The following is a 16,430-nucleotide window of genomic DNA, read 5'->3' as shown; positions in this document are numbered from 1 at the left end:
CACCCTCGTGACTCCTCGATGAGGGGAAGTCTAATGCGCACGCCTTAAACTGAAGCAATGACTTCCAAGCTCAAGGATCCGCTCGTATGGATCGACTGCGAAATGACCGGACTCGACATCCGTGAGGACGCGCTAATCGAGGTGGCGGTCGTCATCACGGATTCGGATCTCAACGTCGTGGACAAAGGGATCGATGTGCTCATCGCCCCCCCTCAGTCGGCGCTCGATCACATGAACGACTTCGTGCGCAACATGCACACCTCCTCCGGGCTGCTCGACGATCTCGCCGAGGGCCTGACCATGGCCGAAGCGACTCAGAAGGTCATGGCCTACATCCGCGGCCACGTCCCCCAGGAGGGCAAGGCCCTGCTCGCCGGGAACTCCGTGGGGACCGACAAGGCCTTCCTCGAGGCCAACATGCCCGAGGTCATCAACCACCTCCACTACCGGATCGTCGACGTGTCGACGATCAAGGAACTGGCCCGGCGCTGGCACCGGAAGGCCTTCGAGGGCGCTCCCGCCAAGCACGGGGGCCACAGGGCGCTCGCGGACATCCTCGAGTCCATCCAGGAGCTCGAGTACTACCGTCGGGTCCTCTTCCCGGCCGAACCCGTCACCAAGGCGCAGGCCGATGCCGCTCGTCAGGACGCGCTCGCCCTCGACATCCCCGCTCTGGGGGCCCGGGACTGAGGACGGGCGCTTCACCCGCGCTCGGGGCGCGGACTGGAGTCCGCGCCCCGAAGAGCATCCACAGCGCGAGTCCCGGCCCCGGCGTCCACAGCTCCCCCTGAGCCTTGAAGCGCGAAGGGCGCCGCCGGTCCATCCTGCTCTCACCGGCGAAGAGGCCGGCGACTGAAGGAGGAGCTATGAGCGATACAACGATCACCCTGCGGGGCAGGGTAGGCACCGAACTCGCCGCGCACAAGACGGCGAGCGGACAGGTGACGACGAGGTTCAGGCTCGCGGTCACGAACTGGTTCGCCGCCTCGAACGGCGAGCTCGTGCAGGGGCGCACGCACTGGTATTCGGTGAGGGCCTGGGACCGATTGGCCGACAACGCCCTGCATTCGATCAAGAAGGGCGAACCCGTGATTGTCGTCGGCCGCCCGACCGCCAATGCCTGGATCGACAAGAACGGCGAAAGGCACGCCGAGCTCGTCATCACCGCGCAGTCGATCGGGCATGACCTGGCGAACGGGCGCGCCGCCTACGCGCGCGCACCGAGGATCGAGATCCCGGACGTCTCCCGGGAGACGTCGATCGCCTCCTCCGCTCCGGCGCTCCAGACGGAGCACGGGGAGGGAAGCGCCCCCGCGGCGCAGGTGCCCCTCGCCCTCGGCGAGGAACTGCGGGAGGAGGCCGAAATGGGGGAGGACGACGTCTACGAGGACGAAGTGGAGGCCGAAAGGCGCATCGTGCGGGACGGGGAGACCCGCCCCGAAGGGGACGAGGACGCATACGGCGCCGACAACCCGGGCGTCTTCGGGCATCGGAGGGTGTGACGTGTCCACGCCCACGCCTTCGTCGGGCCCGTGAGGGGCTCGAAAGGGCGGGGCGTGGCCTAGCATGGAGGCGACCTCGGCAGCGATGCTGCCCACCCCACCACTTCGGATGGAGAACAGTGGCTGAGTACATCTACCAGATGATCAAGGCTCGCAAGGCGCACGGGGACAAGGTGATCCTCGACGACGTCAGCATGTCCTTCTTCCCGGGCGCGAAGATCGGCATGGTCGGTCCGAACGGCGCGGGCAAATCGTCGATCCTGAAGATCATGGCCGGGCTCGATGAGCCGAGCAACGGCGAGGCGCGCCTCACCGCCGGTTACACGGTCGGCATCCTCGAGCAGGAGCCGAAGCTCGACGACTCGAAGACCGTGATCGAGAACGTCCGCCTGGGCGCGGCCGACATCTTCTCCAAGCTCGAGCGCTTCAATGAGATCTCCGCAGAGATGGCGAGCCCGGATGCCGATTTCGACGCCCTGATGGACGAGATGGGCAAGCTCCAGGACGCATTGGACGCGGCGAACGCCTGGGACATCGACTCCCAGCTCGAGCAGGCGATGGACGCGCTGCGCTGCCCGCCCGCCGACCAGCCCGTCTCCGTTCTCTCCGGTGGCGAGAGACGCCGCGTGGCCCTGTGCCGCCTCCTCATCGAGGCGCCCGATCTGCTCCTCCTCGACGAGCCGACGAACCACCTCGACGCCGAGTCCGTGCTCTGGCTCGAGAAGCACCTGTCGACTTACGCGGGCGCCGTCATCGCCGTCACCCACGACCGCTACTTCCTCGACCACGTCGCCGGGTGGATCGCCGAGGTCGACCGAGGTCACCTCTACCCCTACGAGGGCAACTACTCGACCTACCTCGAGACCAAGGAGAAGCGCCTCCAGGTCCAGGGCCAGAAGGACGCCAAGCTCGCGAAGCGCCTCAAGGAGGAGCTCGAGTGGGTCCGTTCGAACCCGAAGGGCCGTCAAGCGAAGTCGAAGGCGCGACTCGAGCGCTACGAGGAGATGGCGGCCGAGGCCGAGCGCACGCGCAAGCTCGACTTCGAGGAGATCCAGATCCCGCCGGGCCCGCGCCTGGGCTCGGTCGTCATCGAGGCGAAGGACCTGAAGAAGGGATTCGGGGACCGCACCCTCATCGACGGCCTCTCCTTCTCGCTGCCGCGCAACGGCATCGTCGGCGTCATCGGCCCGAACGGCGTCGGCAAGACGACGCTCTTCAAGACGATCGTCGGCCTCGAGCCCCTCGACGGCGGCGAGCTCACGATCGGCGAGACCGTGAAGATCTCCTACGTCGATCAGAATCGCGCGGGGATCGATCCGGAGAAGACGCTGTGGCAGGTCGTCTCCGACGGCCTCGACTACATCCAGGTCGGCAATGTCGAGATGCCTTCGCGCGCCTATGTCTCCGCCTTCGGGTTCAAGGGCCCGGATCAGCAGAAGCCCGCGGGCGTCCTGTCGGGCGGCGAGCGCAACCGTCTCAATCTCGCGCTCACCCTCAAGCAGGGCGGCAACCTGCTGCTCCTCGACGAGCCGACGAACGACCTCGATGTCGAGACCCTCGGATCCTTGGAGAACGCGCTCCTCCAGTTCCCGGGCTGCGCCGTCGTCGTCACCCACGACCGGTGGTTCCTCGACCGCGTCGCTACCCACATCCTCGCGTGGGAGGGCACCGAGGAGGATCCCGCCCAGTGGTACTGGTACGAGGGCAACTTCGAGTCCTACGAGAAGAACAAGATCGAGCGCCTGGGCGCCGATGCCGCCAATCCGCACCGCGTCACCCACCGCAAGCTCACGCGCGACTGAGCCGAGACGCCGAAGCGCTTGCGTTTCGAGCGCGAGGCGATGGAGGCGCGCCGTAGGGCTGGGCCCGAATACGCGCGACTGAGCCGAGACGCCGAAGCGCTTGCGTTTCGAGCGCGAGGCGATGGAGGCGCGCCGTAGGGCTGGGCCCGAATACGCGCGACTGAGCCGAGACGCCGAAGCGCTTGCGTTTCGAGCGCGAGGCGATGGAGGCGCGCCGTAGGGCTGGGCCCGAATACGCGCGACTGAGCCGAGACGCCGAAGCGCTTGCGTTTCGAGGACGGCTTGAGGGCCGCGACTCTTCAGGGGGTCGCGGCCCTTCGGCGCATCCGGCGCCCGGCCGCGCCCTCGTGAATCGGCGCCGGAGGCGGCGACGGGGACCCCGGGCGCGCAGGGGACCTCAGCCCCGCGAGCCTCGCAGCTGGTCCACCCCGAAGCCCCAGCGCCCCGAGCCACGCTGGCCCTCGCCCGGCACCCGCAGCATCCCCTGCTGCTCGGCCTCTGCGAGGAGAACGCCCTCGCGGGTGAAGACCCTGCAACGGCACAGGGTGCGACCGTTGTTCACATTGGAGCACTCGCCGTCGAAGAGGAGCCAGTCGTTGATGTCGAGATCGCGGTGGAACCACATCGCGTGGTCGAGGGACGCCGCGGACATTCCCGGCGTCATCCAGGACAGGCCGAGCACGCGCATCGCCGGTTCGAACATGATCTGGTCGATCACATAGGCCAGCAGCGCGCGGTGAAGGTGCTGACCGGCGGCCCCCGGGATCACGGCCCGGGGCTTCATCCACAGCTGCTGAGTGCTCGAGCGCGCCGGATCGGGCTTCGTGTAGAGGGATTGCTGGACGTGGCGCACGTCGAAGGCCGTCGTCTTCCCGAGGAAGCGGCCGACGGGATGATCGATGGCCCGGAAGATCTCGATGGCGGACTCCAGATGCTCGGGAGCGGGGACCGGCGGCGCGGGCGAAGTGAAGACGAGGCCCTCCTCGGGTCCCTCATAGGAGGCTTGGAGGGCGAGGATCTCCGCATCGTCCTGGGAGCAGATCACGCGGCGCGAGGAGAAGGAGCGGCCGTCGCGGAGACGGTCGACCTTCAGGGTGAAGGGCGCCGAAGGGTCGCCGCCGCGCATGAAGTAGGCGTGGAATGAGTGGGGGAGGCGGGCGGCGTCGACCGTCGCGGCCGCTGCGAGCAGAGCCTGGGCGATCACCTGGCCTCCGTAGACGCGGCGCACCTGGGGGAGCGAACGGCCGGTGAAGGCGTCCTCCCCGCTTTCGTGGAGCGCGAGGATCCGCAGGACTGAGGCGACGGGCTCAGTCGAGATCAGGGGAACGTCGACGGGTCGGGTCATGGCCTCCATTGTCGTCCACCGTCGGAGTCAAGGGCCGAGGGGAATCGTTGCGTTGCCCACTTCGTGAGACGAGCACTAGGCTGTGACGGGGATCGCAGAGATGACGGAAGGGAATCAATGAGCGCGGCTGTCGAGCTGATCGACGCACTGGGCGGAAGCGGGAACATCCGCGACATCGAGCCCTGTGCGCTGCGGATTCGCGTCGAGGTCAATGATCAAGCGGCCGTCGAGGAGGCGGCCCTTCGCTTGGACTGCGTGCTCGCGGTCGTCCGCTCGGGCAATGTCGTGCAGATCGTCGCGGGTCTCGCTTCGGATGCGATCGCCGACGAGATGGGGAGGATCCTCGACGGCGACGCGCCCCAGTGAGAGCGCACACGCTTCGAGTTTTTCCCCTCCGAGGCCGTCCCCGGTGGTTGTCGACGAATTAGACTGGCGCTCGCACGACGCGAACCGAAGGAGCCGAATTCGTGGATCTCAACGCCCCTGCAACCGCCGACATCGGAGCCTTGCGGACCCTCGCTGATCGAAACGGCGTATCGGCCCACTTCTGGGATTGGTACGGCAATCAGAAGGATGTGAGCGCCGAGTCCCTTCTGGCGGTTCTCGAGTCGCTCGGCGTGGCGGTTTCGCGCTCCTCGACGGTCGGGGACGTCCACGCCGCGCTCGAGGAGACGGAGACCCGGGAGTGGAGGCGCGCCCTGCCTGCGACGATCGTCGCGCGCGAAGGCTCATCCCGGGAGTTCCCCGTCCACGTCCCCGATGGCACGTGGGTGCGGGTGACCTGGGTCGCCGAGGACGGAAGCACGGGGGATTGCGTCCAGCTCGATCGCTGGGTGCCCCCGAGGTGGGTCGATGGCGCCCTCGTGGGGCGCGCGACTTTCGAGACCCCCGCTCATCTGGGCGCGGGCTGGCACCGGGTGATCGCGACCCTCGAGGGCGGCGATGTGCATTCGACGACGCTGCTCGTGGCGCCGAACCGCATCGACAACGGTCCGCTCGCCGATGGGAGGCGGCGCTGGGGGGTGGCGGCGCAGTTGTATTCGACGCGCTCGTCGAAGTCCTGGGGGCTGGGCGATGCCGAGGACCTCGCGGACCTCGTCGCCGTGTGCGCCGATCGCGGTGCTGATTTCCTCCTCATCAACCCGATCCACGCGTCTTCGCCGATCGCGCCGATGGAGAGCTCACCGTACCTGCCGGTTTCGCGCCGCTGGGTGAATCCGGTGTACGTGCGCCCCGAGGCGATCCACGAGTACTCGGCCCTGACCCTCGAGGCGAAGAAGGCCATCGAGGAGCTGCGCCTGGCCGCGAATGCGACCGATACGACGGACGCCCTCGTGGATCGCGATCGTACTTGGGAGGCGAAGCGCAAGGCCCTCGAACTCCTCTTCGCAGTGCCGCGCTCCTACCACCGGAATTCGGAGTTCCGTCATTTCGTCGCCGAGGGCGGGCAGGATCTGCGCGACTTCGCGCTCTGGTGCGCCCTGGTGGAGGCGAATGAGGGCGTCGTGCTCCCCGATGAGGTGGGTTCTTGCGGTGCTCCGAGCGCGGATCAGGCGCGGCTCGAACTCGCCGATCGCGTCGAGTTCTGGCAGTGGTGCCAGTGGATCGCCTCGGAGCAGTTCCGCGAGGCCCAGAAGGTCGCGAAGTCGGTCGGCATGGATATCGGCGTGATGGCCGACTTGGCCGTCGGCGTTCACTCGAAGGGCTCGGAGACATGGGCTCATCAGGGCCTCTTCGCGAAGGACATGACGGTGGGGGCGCCGCCGGACATGTATTCGCAGCAGGGGCAGGACTGGTCGGAACCGCCGTGGTCGCCGCGCGCGCTGGCCGAATCGGGGTACGAGCCGCTGCGCCGGATGGTGCGGGCCGCCCTGGCGAATGCGGGCGCGATCCGGATCGACCATATTCTGGGCCTCTTCAGGCTGTGGTGGATCCCCGCGGGGGGCGGTGCCTCCGAGGGGACCTACGTCTACTACGACCACGAGGCGATGGTCGGCGCCGTGCTCGTCGAGGCCCAGCGCGCCGGCGCGGTCGTCATCGGCGAGGATCTCGGAACGGTTGAACCCTGGGTGCGCGACTACTTGCGCGATCGGGGGATTCTGGGCACCTCGATCCTCTGGTTCGAGAAGGACGAGGGCGGGTGGCCCCTGCATCCGGGCGCCTACCGGCGCGAATGCCTCGCGGCCGTGAACACGCACGACCTCCCGCCTACGGCCGGTTATCTTCAGGGGATCCAGACCACTTTGCGTCATGAGCTGGGGCTCCTCGTGGAGGACGTCGAATCGGTGAGGGCGCAGGATCGTCTGGAACTCGAGCAGGTGACGGCGCGTCTGCGCGAGTACGGCCTCGTGTCTTCGGCCTCGCCCACCGAGGAGGAGATCATCGAGGCCCTGCACGCGTACGTGGCGAAGACCCCCTCGCAGCTGGTGGTCGCCTCGCTCGTGGACGCCGTGGGCGATCGGAGGCCGCAGAACCTCCCGGGCACCTACCGGGAGTACCCGAATTGGCGGGTGCCCCTGGGCGACGGCGACGGGGTGGAGGTCCTCATCGACGCCCTGCCTTCGAACCCGCGCCTGAACTCCCTCTTCTCCGTCCTCAACGCGCAGGTGAGGGCTTAGACGCTTCGAACGCGGGAGAGGGGCGGGCGCATCCGGGAAAGGATGCGCCCGCCCCCTCGTCCCGCTTGGCTCAGCCGAGTGCGAAGCCTGCGATGGGGTCACCGGCTTCCACCCGCGCACCCGCGTCGACCATCCTGGTGACGCGCGCCGCGGGGGACAGGGCGATGACCGGCACGACCGTGGGCAGGCCCGCCGCCCTCGCGACGCCGAGGTCCCATTCGATGAGGGGGTCCCCCTGGCGGACCGGCTCGTCCTCGCCCGCGAAGGCGGTGAAGCCCTCGCCCTTGAGATCGACCGTGTCGATGCCGAGATGGACGAGGACGGGCGCCTCGCCCTCGGCGCTGATGACGAAGGCGTGGGGGTGGAAGGCGGAGACCATGCCGGACGCCGGTGCGCGGACCTGGGTGACCCGCTCTTCTGCGTCGGGGAGGATCGCGAATCCCGGTCCGATGATCGCCCCGGCGAAGACCGGGTCGGGAACGTCCTCCACATCGATCACGACCCCGCTGAGGGGTGCGTGAACGATGAGAGTCACCGAAGAGCCTCGATCGCGGTGACGATCGCCTCGGTCTCGGGGCCCATGACGACCTGGACGGTGTCGCCGATGGTGACGACGCCGAAGGCCCCCGCCTTCCGGAGCGCTGCTTCGTCGATGGCTTCGTCGTCGAGGACATCGGCTCGGATGCGCGTGATGCACGCTTCGAGCCTCCTGATGTTGTCCCAACCGCCCAGTGCCGCAAGAATCGTTTCCGCTTGGTTCATCGCGTCCTCCTTCAAGCTGCGCGACTAGGATGTGCGTCACATTCAGGATAGCGCGCTCGGAGCCCCTCGCCCTGGTCATCGGCGAGACGAATCGGTCAATCCAGCCGGTGGCGCGCCGGGTCGCGTCGCGTATCCAGACGGCCCGCGGGGGTGAAGGCCATGAGCGCCGCCGCGATGAGATTGCCCGCGATGAACAGGTAGAGGGCGGCGGTGGTGCCCAGGACCCCCGCGAGGGCTCCGCACGCGAGTGAACCGAGGGGCATCATGCCCCATACGGCGAACCTGAAGGTCGCATTGAGGCGTCCGAGGAGCTCCGGAGGGCAGATCCGCTGACGCAGGCTCATCTGCGTGACGTTGTAGATCGTGAGGAAGAAGGAGGAGACCACCGAGGCGCCCACGATCAGCGGAACGGCGCAAGGCCCGAGACCGGCCGAAAGCGGCAGGCCCAGGGTCGCGGCCACTCCGAGGAGGGCGCACACGCTGATGGAGCGGCCCTCGCCGAGCCTGCGCGACAGCCACGGCCTGGCGATCGCTCCGGCGATGCCGCCGATCGCCCCGAGCGACAGGAGGACGCCGAGGGCGGTCGCGGACATCCCGAGCTCGCGCAGGACGAGCACGGGGAACAGCACGACCTGTCCCTGCGAGAAGAAGGCCGAGGCGGCGATGCACGCGAAGAGCGGGGCGAGCAGGGGCTGCGAGCGCACATAGGCCACTCCCTCGCCGATCCGCTTCCACAGGCCCGGCCGGCCCGCGCGGGAAGGCGCGGGCTCGGGGTCTGAGATGAAGAGGATCGCCCCGGCGCTGAACAGGTAGGCCGCAGCGGTGAACAGGTAGACGAAGGGGGCGGCGAGGACCCCGAGGAGCCATCCGCCGAGGCCTGGTCCGCCGACCCTGGCGACCTGGAAGCTCGCCTCGAGACGGCCGTTCGCATCGGCGACCAGGCCGGGGCCGACGAGGGCGGGGACGTAGGACTGGTAGGCGACGTCGAAGAAGACGGTCGCGAATCCGAGAACCGCGGCGACGATCATGAGATGAGTCAGGGTGAGCGTCCCGAAGGCCTCGGCGAGCGGGACCGTGAGGAGGACGGCGACACGGATCAGATCCGCGACGATCATCGTCGGGCGCTTGCGCCATCCGTCGACCCAAGCGCCCGCGGGCAGCCCGATGAGGAGGAAGGCCGCCGTTTGAAGCGCACTGAGGACTCCGAGGGCGCGGGTCGAGGCGTGCAGGTGCGTGATCGCAATCGTCGAGGTCGCGATCGTCGCCACCTGGAAGCCAAAGAGGCTCGCCGTCTGCCCGACCCAGAGCCGCAAGAAGGCGGGGGAGGAGGACAAGGGGGAGCGGGAGCGCACCGGAGCAGTCTAGATCAAGGCGGCGATGCGCAAGGCCCGCGCGAAACCGTCTTCGTGGATCGGGGCCGTCACATGGTCGGCCGCGGCCTTCACCCGGGCACAAGCCCCGCCCATGGCGATCCCCACACCGGCGGTGGTGAGGGCTTCGAGGTCATTCGTCGAATCGCCGATCGCGACGGTTCGGGCGAGCGGGATGCCGTAGTGCTGCGCGACGAGCTCGATCCCGCGTCCTTTGGAGACGTCGGCCGGGTAGCTTTCGACGACGAGCGTTCCTTCGGATTCGATCGAGCCGGGTATGAGTCGCATATCCGCGGGGATGAGATCGAGCAGTTCATTCACGCTCGTTCGCCCGTGCTCGAAGTAGACCGTGCACTTCGTCGTCGAGGAGGGGAGGCCTTCTTCGAGGAAGGGGGCGAGCGCCTTCGCGTACTCCTCCCAACCGGAGAGCTCTGCGTCCATGAGGCGCATGAAGGAATTCATGAAATCCGGGTGGGGATGCATGGCGTCCGGTCCCTGCCAGATCCATCTGCCGTCGAAACGATCCCAAATACGGGTCAATCGCCGAATGGTCGTCGCGTCGATCCTCCGGTCGTGAATGACCTCTCCATCGACGCGGACGTATCCGCCGGCGCCCGCCACGATCCCGTCGAAGCCCAAGTCCCACAGACGGGGGTAGATCTCCGGCAGGGAACGCCCCGTGCACATGAAGAGGCGGTGCCCCGCGTCGTGCGCCGCCGCGAGAGCCTCGACGGCTGAATCGGGGATCCGTTGCGAGTGGTCGATGAGCGTTCCGTCGAGGTCGGTGAAGACGAGCATGGGATCGGGCATAACGCCACCGTATACGACCGGGGGCTTGGAGAAACGGGGGAGTCCTCCCGCCGATCACGATTCCATAGCGGCCCGATCACGCTTCGATAACGGAGCGACAAATCATGTCGGCGAAGCGACAGATCATGCAGAGGCGCATGAGTTCGCCCCGACGGCGTTCATAGGCTCGGGGCGTCACTCAGAGTCCATGCAGGCGACGGGTGCTCTCACAACACTGGAGTTGAAGTTCAAACCTGAGGAGAAACCAATGAGGATCTCTCGCAGTACAAGCGCGGCCGCCGCAGTCGGCGCCCTCGCGCTCGTGCTCGCCGGATGCTCGACGACCACCGGGGCGTCGGGATCGGGCAACACCTACACCACCGCTGAGAAGACCGATGGCAAGACCGCCTTCACTCAGGTCGTCAACCCCAACGGCGGCCAGGTGCTCTCCTTCTCCACCGAAGGCGGGATGAAGACCGTCGAGGCCAAGGACGGCGACTACACCTACGCCTTCAAGGACCTCAACGGCAACGGCGAACTCGATCCCGCCGAGGACTGGCGCCTCGACGCCAAGGAGCGCGCCGCCGACTACGTGACCGGCCTGTCCAAGGAGCAGATGGCCGGCCTCATGCTCTTCTCCTCCCACGAGCGCGCCCCCGGCGACGGCCTCACCGACGAGCAGAAGACCTACTTGTCGCAGTCCTTCCTGCGCAACGTCCTCAACGCGGGCACCTCGGATGCGAAGCAGAACGTCCAGTGGGTCAACGAGATGCAGGCCTACGTGGAGACCCTCGCCGCCGAGGCAACCCCCTACATCCCGGTGAACTACTCCTCGGACCCCCGTTCGGACGCGTCGAACACCGGCCTGTTCACCGAGGCCGGTGAGATCTCCAAGTGGCCGTCCTCGCTCGGACTCGCGGCGACCTTCTCGCCGGAGACGGTCCTCGAATTCGCCAAGGCCGCCTCCTCGGAGTACAAGGCCCTCGGCATCTCCACCGCCCTGTCCCCGCAGATCGACCTCGCCACCGAGCCCCGCTGGCTCCGCGTATCCGGAACCTTCGGCGAGGACGCGACGATGGCCGGTCAGATGGCCGCCGCCTACGTCGAGGGCTTCCAGGGCACCTTCGACGAGAAGGGCGAGGACCAGGGCTGGGGCGCCGACTCCGTCAACGCGATGATCAAGCACTGGCCCGGCGACGGCGCCGGCGAGGGCGGGCGCGAATCCCACACCGAAGCCGGCAAGTACGAGGTCATGGTCGGCGCCAATTCCGCCGAGCACATCTCCGTCTTCCAGAAGGCCCTCGACGCCGCCGCCGTCATGACCTCCTACTCGGTGACCCTCGACGCCAACGGCGAGCCCGTCTACACCGATCGCAAGGGCTCCTCCTACGACGCCGGCAAGCTCACCGAGCTGCGCGAGAAGAACGGCTTCGACGGCGTCGTCTGCTCCGACTGGGGCATCACGAACGCCCTGTCCGACCCGGACGTCTTCATCGCGACCGGCTGGGGGATCGACGACATGACGAAGGAGGAGCGCCACTACGCCGTCATCAAGGGCGGCACCGACATGTTCGGCGGGAACAACGACGCGGCGCCCGTCCTCGCCGCCTACGACATGTGGCAGAAGGACTTCGAGGCGGGCGTGAACGACATCGACGCCCAGACCCGCTGGCAGCAGTCCGCCCAGCGCGTCCTCGCGATGGAGTTCAACGCCGACGCCTTCGACAACCCCTACCTCGAGCTCGAGGCCTCGCAGGCGAGCGTCGGCTCCCAGGACAAGGTCGACGCCGGTATCGAGGCCCAGCTCAACTCGATCGTCACCCTGAAGAACGACGGCGCGATCACGCTGAACGAGAAGGCCGACTTCTCCGACAAGACCGTCTACGTCCCCCACACCTTCGATCTCGGCCGCACCTCGCTCTTCGGCCCCGGCGAGATCACCGAGGGCCTCTCCCTCGACGAGGACGTCCTCAAGAAGTACTTCAAGGCGGTCGTCACCGACGAGGTCACCGAGAATGCCGACGGCACCTTCAGCTACACCGCGCCCGACCTGTCCGAGGTCGACATCGCCCTCGTCGGCATGAACTCCCCGAGCGCCGGCGCCGTCTTCGCCAACTCCGGCCACGACACCGAGACCAACACCTGGTACCCGCTGTCCCTCCAGTACCGCCCCTACACGGCCGACGGGCCGAACGTCCGCAAGGTCTCGATCTCCGGCGACATCCTGCCCGACGGCACCAAGGAGAACCGCTCCTACTTCGGCAACACCTCGCGCCTCACCAACGAGGCCGACCTCGACGCGATGCTCCGCACCCGCGAAGCGGTCGACGCCTCCGGCAAGGACATCCCGGTCATCACGATCATCCGTGCGACCAACCCGGTGATCCCCGCCGAATTCGAGTCCGCCTCCGACGCGATCGTCATCGGCTTCGGCACCGCCGATGAAGCCCTCGTCAAGATCACCCTCGGACTGCACGAATCCAACGGCCGCCTTCCGATCCAGTTCCCCAAGGACATGGACACGGTCGAGGCCAACAAGGAGGACGTCGCCAAGGACGTGACCCCCTACACCGACGCTGCGGGCAACACCTACGACTACGGCTTCGGACTCCACCTCGACGGCTCGGTCATCACCGACTGAGCCCCCGGGCCGCGGGGCGGGCCGCCCCGCCCCGCGGCCCCAGACCATCATGAACGAGGGCGCAAGCCCTGTGAAGAAAAGGACACTCCCATGAAGAACTCGCTCCTGCGCATCAGCGTCGCGCTCGCCCTCGCGCTCACGGGCTCCTCGGCCCTCGCCGCGTGCTCGGGCTCCGACGCCCCCGCCGCCCAGTCCGCCGCCTCCGACTCGGCCGCTCAGGGCGAGGACGCCGAGACCAAGGCCGACCTCGAGCTCGCCCGCCAGACGATCCTCGACACGCTCGCCGACAACCCCGACCTCGACCAGATCTACCTCGCCTCCGACGTGAAGAAGCCGACCGAGAAGTACGGCATGCTCGTCGTCCCCTACGCCTACTCGGAGGCGACCGAGAAGCTCACGACCTCGATCGTCAAGATCGAGAAGGGCCCGAAGTTCATCATCGGCGCCGTGGCGGCGCAATCGCAGAAGACCTGGGAGATCGACCAGGACGGCAACATCTCGGAGAAATCCGAGTGACCTCGGGCTCGTCCCGAACACGCCCCCACGGGCACTCCTGAACACCCCGCGAGCTAAGGAGCTTGGGAAATAGTGGCTGCCTCAACGAAGAAGCCCCCGATGACGAACAAGAAGTTCATGGCGATCTGGATCCTGATCCTCGCCGTCCTCCTCGTCCTCGTCGTCGTGGTGAACATCGCGATCGGGATCTTCGACAAGTGGATCGGATCGCAGCTCGGAGCCGGAACCTACACGGTGGAGAACTCCGACTCGGCGAAAGACTGGGATACGGACTACTACGACGCCGACTACGACAACGTCGACGATCTCAACGCTCCGGCCGCTGATCTCATCGAGCGGATCGAGGGCGAGGGCATCGTCCTCGCGAAGAACTCCGAGGGCGCCCTCCCGCTCGCATCGGGCGCGAAGGTCACGATGCTCGGACGTTCGGCCGCGGACCCGATCTACGGGGGCTCCGGATCGGGATCGGTCGACACGACGAGCGCGATCGACGCGAAGACCGGCCTGGTGAACGCCGGATTCCAGGTCAACGAATCCGTCTACTCCGCCATCGAAGCCTTCGCGGCCGAGAACGACCGGGCGATCATCGAGATGGACAGCCCCGCGACCTCGACCTACACGGTCGGCGAGCTCCCCATCGACCAGTACCGGGCTCAGGAGTCCACCTTCGCCGAATACGGTGACGCGGCGATCGTCTTCATCGGCCGCGCCGGCGGCGAGGGCGGCGACCTCGCCCAGTCCATGGAGGGCTGGGACGACAACTACGCCGACGGCCAGCACCAGCTCGAGCTCAACAAGGACGAGAAGGACCTCATCGCACTCGCGAAGAAGGACTTCGACAAAGTCGTGGTCGTCGTCAACTCCTCGACGACGATGGAACTCGGCGAGGTCCAGGCCGACCCCGGGATCGATTCGGTGCTCCTCATCGGCTCGCCCGGCCTCACCGGCTTCAGCGCCGTCGGCAAGGTCCTCTCCGGCGAGATCAACCCCTCCGGCAAGACCAGCGACACCTGGGCCGCGGACTTCACGAAGGACCCGACCTTCGTGAACTTCGGAGGCTTCATCTACGACGACCTCGCCGTCAGCTACTCCTCCTCGGCGCTGTCGAGCGCGGCCTCGAACGCCACGGTCACGCAGGAGGCCCCCTTCGTCCAGTACCAGGAGGGCATCTACGTCGGCTACCGCTACTACGAGACGGCAGGCGCCGAGGGCTTCATCGACTACGATTCGGCCGTCGTCTACCCCTTCGGCTACGGCCTCAGCTACACCGGCTTCTCCCAGAAGGTCGTCTCCCAGACCTTCGACGACGTCAAGGGGAGCATCTCCGTCGACGTCGAGGTGACGAACACCGGGGGCGTCGCGGGCAAGGACGTCGTCGAGGTCTACTACTCGGCCCCCTACACCCCGGGCGGCATCGAGAAGTCCGAGGTCGTCCTCGGAGGCTTCGCCAAGACCGGGCTCCTCGAGCCGGGCGCCTCGCAGACGCTCACCGTCTCCTTCCCGGTCGAGGACATGGCGTCCTACGACTACGAGGGCGAGGGCGCCTACGTGCTCGAGGCGGGCGACTACGTGATCAGCGTCCGCACGGACTCCCACACCCTCGCCGAGGGGACCGAGCCGATGACTTACACGGTCGCCGAGACCGTCGTCTACGACGAGGACAACCCCCGGTCGAGCGATGCGGCGGTGGCGGCCAACCGCTTCGACGACGTCTCCGGCGACTTCAGCGACGACGCCGCCGATACGGCGAAGATCCTCAACATGTCGCGCGCCGACTTCGCGGGCACCTTCCCGACCTCGCCGCTGGGCACCGAGCGCATGCACGCCTCCGAGGCTGCGAAGGCGGGATTCGCCGAGTACGACGCGAAGGCTGCGGCCGAGGCCTCCGACGCGGAAGAGCCCACGACCGGGGCGGACACCGAGCTCACCCTCGTGGATCTTCGCGGACGCCCCTACGACGATCCGAAGTGGGATGAGCTCCTCGATTCGCTCGACGTCTCCGACATGACGGACATGCTCCTCAACGGCGCCTACAACTCGGCGGCGCTCCCCTCGATCGCGAAGCCGGCCGTCACCGACCTCGACGGACCTGCGGGCTTCTCCTCCTTCATCAACGCCTCCGTCAACGGCCCCGCCTACCCCTCCGAGTACACGATCGCCCAGACCTGGAACGTCGAACTCGCCAAGGAGATGGGCACGATGGTCGGCAACGAATCGCTGCTCAAGGACGTTTCGGGCTGGTACGCGCCCGCGATGAACCTCCATCGCAGCCCCTTCGCGGGCCGCAACTTCGAGTACTACTCCGAAGACCCGCTCCTGTCCGGCCTCCTCGGCGAGGCGGTCTCCCAGGGCGCGATCGAGAAGGGCCTCTACACGACGCTCAAGCACTTCGCGCTCAACGATCAGGAGACGAACCGCGTGAACAACGGCGTCGCCTCCTGGGCGAACGAGCAGGCGATCCGCGAGCTCTACCTCAAGCCCTTCGAGATCGCCGTCAAGGGCGTGAGCTCCGAAGTCAGCTACATCGCCGACGACGAGGGCGCGACGAAGACCGCGCCGATCGGATCCCTCGCCGTCATGAGCTCCTTCAACAGGGTGGGCGGGACCTGGGCCGGCGGCTCCAAGGCCCTCATGACCGATGTCTTGCGGAAGGAATGGGGCTTCACCGGCTTCGCGATCACGGACTTCAACCTCTACAACTACATGAGTCCCGATCAGGCGATCGACGCCGGAACCGATCTCACGCTCTCCTTCGCCCCGTCCAAGTCCTACAAGGACACGAAGTCGGCGCTGGCGAAGACGAACATCCGCAAGGCCACGAAGAACATCTTGTACTCGGTGGCGAACTCGAACGCCATGAACGGCCTCGCCCCCGGTGCGACCGTCACCTACACGCCCCCGACCTGGAAGTACATCCAGTACGGCGCGTCCGCGCTCGTGCTCCTCGGCATCCTCGGCGGCGCCTACGGCGTCGCGCGCAGGGTCCGCGAAGTGAAGGCCCCGGGCGCGATCAGCGTCGACGAGGGCGAGTGAGCCGATCCCGGGGCGGGCGCCAGACCGCCCGCCCCGGGGACCGGCTCCTCCA

General features: G+C 67.4%; 13 protein-coding genes. 8 read left to right on the top strand and 5 right to left on the bottom strand.

Annotation, left to right across the window (positions count from 1 at the left end; translation table 11 throughout):
• The first annotated feature begins 57 nt into the window (after positions 1-57).
• The 3 genes from orn to ettA all read left to right on the top strand — a co-directional run bounded on the left by orn (position 58) and on the right by ettA (position 3,304).
• Positions 58-690: an oligoribonuclease gene (gene orn, locus HD592_RS07225; RefSeq protein ID WP_184452922.1), complete on the top strand. Its 633-nt coding sequence runs from the start codon at positions 58-60 to the stop codon at positions 688-690.
• Positions 691-866: 176 nt separating this feature from the next.
• Positions 867-1,502, top strand: a complete 636-nt coding sequence (locus HD592_RS07220; protein WP_184452920.1) for a single-stranded DNA-binding protein — start codon at positions 867-869, stop codon at positions 1,500-1,502.
• Positions 1,503-1,621: 119 nt separating this feature from the next.
• On the top strand, positions 1,622-3,304 hold the full coding sequence (gene ettA / locus HD592_RS07215) for an energy-dependent translational throttle protein EttA (RefSeq protein ID WP_184452918.1): 1,683 nt from the start codon (positions 1,622-1,624) through the stop codon (positions 3,302-3,304).
• Positions 3,305-3,701: 397 nt separating this feature from the next.
• Here ettA and HD592_RS07210 read toward each other — a convergent pair whose 3' ends face one another.
• Complete coding sequence (locus HD592_RS07210) at positions 3,702-4,649, bottom strand: acyl-CoA thioesterase (RefSeq protein WP_184452916.1); 948 nt, start codon at positions 4,647-4,649, stop codon at positions 3,702-3,704.
• A 117-nt stretch (positions 4,650-4,766) separates the two neighbouring features.
• Between HD592_RS07210 and HD592_RS07205 the strand changes: the two genes are divergently transcribed.
• Together HD592_RS07205 and malQ are read left to right on the top strand one after the other, a co-directional pair.
• Entirely contained in the window at positions 4,767-5,015 is a 249-nt protein-coding gene (locus HD592_RS07205; protein ID WP_184452914.1) for a PTS sugar transporter subunit IIB, read from the top strand.
• Positions 5,016-5,116: 101 nt separating this feature from the next.
• A complete protein-coding gene (gene malQ, locus HD592_RS07200) occupies positions 5,117-7,267 on the top strand; it encodes a 4-alpha-glucanotransferase (protein ID WP_184452912.1) in 2,151 nt (716 codons plus the stop codon).
• A gap of 70 nt (positions 7,268-7,337) precedes the next feature.
• Here the strand turns inward: malQ and HD592_RS07195 are convergent, their stop codons facing one another.
• The 4 genes from HD592_RS07195 to HD592_RS07180 all read right to left on the bottom strand — a co-directional run bounded on the left by HD592_RS07195 (position 7,338) and on the right by HD592_RS07180 (position 10,209).
• On the bottom strand, positions 7,338-7,802 hold the full coding sequence (locus tag HD592_RS07195) for a PTS sugar transporter subunit IIA (protein WP_184452911.1): 465 nt from the start codon (positions 7,800-7,802) through the stop codon (positions 7,338-7,340).
• Positions 7,799-8,029, bottom strand: coding sequence for a PTS sugar transporter subunit IIB (locus tag HD592_RS07190; RefSeq protein ID WP_184452909.1), 231 nt, complete (start codon positions 8,027-8,029; stop codon positions 7,799-7,801). Before HD592_RS07190 ends, HD592_RS07195 begins: the two co-directional genes overlap by 4 nt.
• Positions 8,030-8,124: 95 nt before the next feature.
• Positions 8,125-9,381, bottom strand: a complete 1,257-nt coding sequence (locus HD592_RS07185; protein WP_184452907.1) for an MFS transporter — start codon at positions 9,379-9,381, stop codon at positions 8,125-8,127.
• Between the two features lie 9 nt (positions 9,382-9,390).
• Positions 9,391-10,209, bottom strand: coding sequence for an HAD family hydrolase (locus HD592_RS07180; RefSeq protein WP_184452905.1), 819 nt, complete (start codon positions 10,207-10,209; stop codon positions 9,391-9,393).
• 247 nt (positions 10,210-10,456) lie between these two features.
• On the opposite strand from HD592_RS07180, the gene HD592_RS07175 reads away from it, so the two are divergent.
• The 3 genes from HD592_RS07175 (at position 10,457) to HD592_RS07165 (ending at position 16,378) form a co-directional block, all read left to right on the top strand.
• Positions 10,457-12,829, top strand: a complete 2,373-nt coding sequence (locus HD592_RS07175; protein WP_184452903.1) for a glycoside hydrolase family 3 N-terminal domain-containing protein — start codon at positions 10,457-10,459, stop codon at positions 12,827-12,829.
• Positions 12,830-12,919: 90 nt separating this feature from the next.
• Entirely contained in the window at positions 12,920-13,345 is a 426-nt protein-coding gene (locus HD592_RS07170) for a hypothetical protein (protein ID WP_184452901.1), read from the top strand.
• 99 nt (positions 13,346-13,444) lie between these two features.
• Positions 13,445-16,378, top strand: a complete 2,934-nt coding sequence (locus HD592_RS07165) for a glycoside hydrolase family 3 C-terminal domain-containing protein (RefSeq protein ID WP_184452899.1) — start codon at positions 13,445-13,447, stop codon at positions 16,376-16,378.
• Positions 16,379-16,430: the final 52 nt, after the last annotated feature.

The organism is Schaalia hyovaginalis (assembly GCF_014208035.1).
In the GTDB taxonomy this organism is placed as follows: Bacteria; Actinomycetota; Actinomycetes; order Actinomycetales; family Actinomycetaceae; genus Pauljensenia; species Pauljensenia hyovaginalis.
Note: the sequence above shows the minus strand (reverse complement) of the source record. Positions and strands in the feature narration are given on the sequence as shown.

Bases quoted from the DNA above. Each gene is read 5' to 3' on its own strand.
- orn (WP_184452922.1), top strand. From the start codon at position 58: ATGACTTCCAAGCTCAAGGATCCGCTCGTATGGATCGACTGCGAAATG.
- HD592_RS07220 (WP_184452920.1), top strand. From the start codon at position 867: ATGAGCGATACAACGATCACCCTGCGGGGCAGGGTAGGCACCGAACTC.
- HD592_RS07210 (WP_184452916.1), bottom strand. From the start codon at position 4,649: ATGACCCGACCCGTCGACGTTCCCCTGATCTCGACTGAGCCCGTCGCC.
- HD592_RS07205 (WP_184452914.1), top strand. From the start codon at position 4,767: ATGAGCGCGGCTGTCGAGCTGATCGACGCACTGGGCGGAAGCGGGAAC.
- HD592_RS07190 (WP_184452909.1), bottom strand. From the start codon at position 8,029: ATGAACCAAGCGGAAACGATTCTTGCGGCACTGGGCGGTTGGGACAAC.
- HD592_RS07180 (WP_184452905.1), bottom strand. From the start codon at position 10,209: ATGCCCGATCCCATGCTCGTCTTCACCGACCTCGACGGAACGCTCATC.
- HD592_RS07175 (WP_184452903.1), top strand. From the start codon at position 10,457: ATGAGGATCTCTCGCAGTACAAGCGCGGCCGCCGCAGTCGGCGCCCTC.
- HD592_RS07170 (WP_184452901.1), top strand. From the start codon at position 12,920: ATGAAGAACTCGCTCCTGCGCATCAGCGTCGCGCTCGCCCTCGCGCTC.
- HD592_RS07165 (WP_184452899.1), top strand. From the start codon at position 13,445: ATGACGAACAAGAAGTTCATGGCGATCTGGATCCTGATCCTCGCCGTC.